This window comes from Limosilactobacillus vaginalis DSM 5837 = ATCC 49540 (assembly GCF_000159435.1).
In the GTDB taxonomy this organism is placed as follows: Bacteria; Bacillota; Bacilli; order Lactobacillales; family Lactobacillaceae; genus Limosilactobacillus; species Limosilactobacillus vaginalis.
In genome coordinates this window covers 403877-406231 of record NZ_GG693413.1, presented here as the reverse complement: position 1 = coordinate 406231, position 2355 = coordinate 403877, and the positions used below count along the sequence as shown (strand labels likewise).

Annotated in this window: 1 protein-coding gene and 2 pseudogenes; 1 reads left to right on the top strand and 2 read right to left on the bottom strand. The window is 32.1% G+C overall.

The window, feature by feature from the left end:
- Positions 1–1083, top strand: a 1083-nt coding sequence (locus tag HMPREF0549_RS10015; protein WP_003717199.1) for an MATE family efflux transporter, incomplete at its 5' end; no start/stop codon positions are given.
- A 53-nt stretch (positions 1084–1136) separates the two neighbouring features.
- Here the strand turns inward: HMPREF0549_RS10015 and HMPREF0549_RS05080 are convergent.
- Positions 1137–2048 (bottom strand): annotated as a pseudogene (locus HMPREF0549_RS05080) (IS30 family transposase).
- Positions 2049–2129: 81 nt separating this feature from the next.
- A pseudogene (locus HMPREF0549_RS10010) lies at positions 2130–2355 on the bottom strand (hypothetical protein); the annotation flags it as partial.

Here is a 2355-nt window from a genome sequence, read left to right as displayed (position 1 = left end):
GGGATTATTTTTTTCCTTGGGATCCAAATCACCATCTCAAATCTTTTTTATTACTTGCAATACCTTACGCAAGCATTAATGGAGTTTAAAACTTTTTCATTTTTTAATATTTTGCAAGCTTCTATTAACATTGTAATTGTGTTAATATTGTTTATTTTAGATAGACTTAGCTATTTATCTAATCTTAGCTATAAAATATATATACCACTATATTTACTAACTTATTTAATCGTATTGATAGGATATGTAGACAAATTAAAACAGTATGTGTTTGGAAAGGTTAAAGCTATTTTTAAAATCAGGTATGATATTCTTGGCCTAATAAAGCTAGGTTTACCTGTAACTATATCTTATCAAGTGGCAACTCTTATTTTTAATATAGATAATCAGTTTATATCTATGTTCTTTAGTACTATAACATTTGGATTATATTCTTTTGCGTACAGCATGGTGTCTTTAGTTACAACAATACTTAACACCACTTCTACTGTACTATTTCCAACTTTAAATGGAAGAACAATGAATAAGAATATTGCAATCTATAATAAATTAATTATGCTTCTATTAATTCTTGTATATCTAATGGTTATTGTCTATTATCCCGTAGAGCTTATTGTAAAGAATTTTTTACCAGAATATGTAAACTCATTGATTTACTTTAAGATAGTTATACCTGGAGTAGGGATATCTAGTTCTATATCGCTAATCATATTTAATTTCTTTAAGGCTTTAAAAAAAGGACACATTTATTTTATTTATGGTTGTTTTATTTTGGTGTTTGCTGTAGTAGTGAATACTGCAGTATATTTTATTACTCACAGTGCCATATCAATTGCAATAGCTTCTTTAATTATACTTTTTACGTGGTATTTAATAACTAATAGGTATTTAGCTACAAAGTATGGAATCATTTATAAAAAAAATACATTTTATTTAGTAATTATGACTTTGGTTTTTGAAGTATATGTAATAGGGATTAGGAGCATATTTATATCTATTTTATTTTACTTTATCTCGTATTGTATAATTACTCTCCTATTTTATAGGAAAGAATTATTAAGAATTTGTAAGAGAGTTTTTTGAGAAAATTTACTAATATGTATTTGGCAGATTGCAATAAATAAGTTGAACAAATTTTACATTTTCAGATTCCGTAAAAAGACTTCAATTGGTGAGTGCCAGTTTAAACATTTAAGCGGTCGTGAGTTGATATACCAATTAATCTGAACTTAGCTCTTCATCACTGATTTCCTCAATTGGCTTGCCCTTAGGAATGAAGCGTCGTAATAACCGATTGCGGTTCTCATTAGTACCACGTTCATGCGGAGAATAGGCATGGGCAAAGTAAACTGGGAAATCAGCTTGTTCCTCAATTATCCGGTAATCGGCAAACTCTTTGCCATGATCAACTGTTAAGGACTTCATGTTTTTACCTAATAGTTGAGCTAGGTCAAAAACTGCTTTATCTTGTCCGTGAAGTCGCTTGACGATATATAGACGACTTTTACGTTCGACAAAGCTACCGATGGCTTGTCCTTTACGTTTACCAGATAAGATCGTATCTGTTTCAAAATGGCCAGCAGTTTTCCGCGTCTTAACTTCTGGCGATCGCTCTTCAATTGAGAGCGTCCATGAGAAAAGGTACCACGTCTTTCTCTTGCCCGGCGGCGACGAATCCCCCGATCAGGCAAGTCAGTCACTTTGACTTCGAGGAGTCCTTGATCAATCCAATTGTAAATCGTCTTATAAGCAATGCCGATTACGTGGGCAATCTCTTCTAAAGGCCATTTATTTACCTTAGCCTTTTTCTCAATGAATTGTTTCATATTAGTGGTTAAGATGGTTTTGGTTCCCCGGTTTTTCATTCGACGTTGATGATGTCTCTCTGCTTGTTTAGCATTATAGGGCCCATTTAAACGATGAACCTCATTGAAAATGGTGGTCTTAGAAAAGCCCAAGAAATCAGCGATATACTGTAGGGAACGCTTCTCGGTGATTAAGGTTTCAATGACAATCCAAGCAGAAAATGATAAGATAGTGGTGCTCATAAAGGTCCTTCTTTCTATGGTAAGTTGTGTTAACACCATTAAAGACCTTTATGGGTTTTTCTGTCCAATTAATTGTTCAACTTAAATTTTACAATCTACCAAATCAAATTGAGCTTCCGTTAATTTGAAAGATCCTGCATCTTCTTTAAATGCGATTCGACCTTCAAGCAACAATCTATGGAGTAGGTTATTTCCATGATTATCATTTAAGGTTGAACCATAATTTTCAAGAAGACTATAAACGTTAGTCATTAGTTTTTGCATATTTTGATTATTTTTATTATTAAGATATTTCCTAAATTTCAAG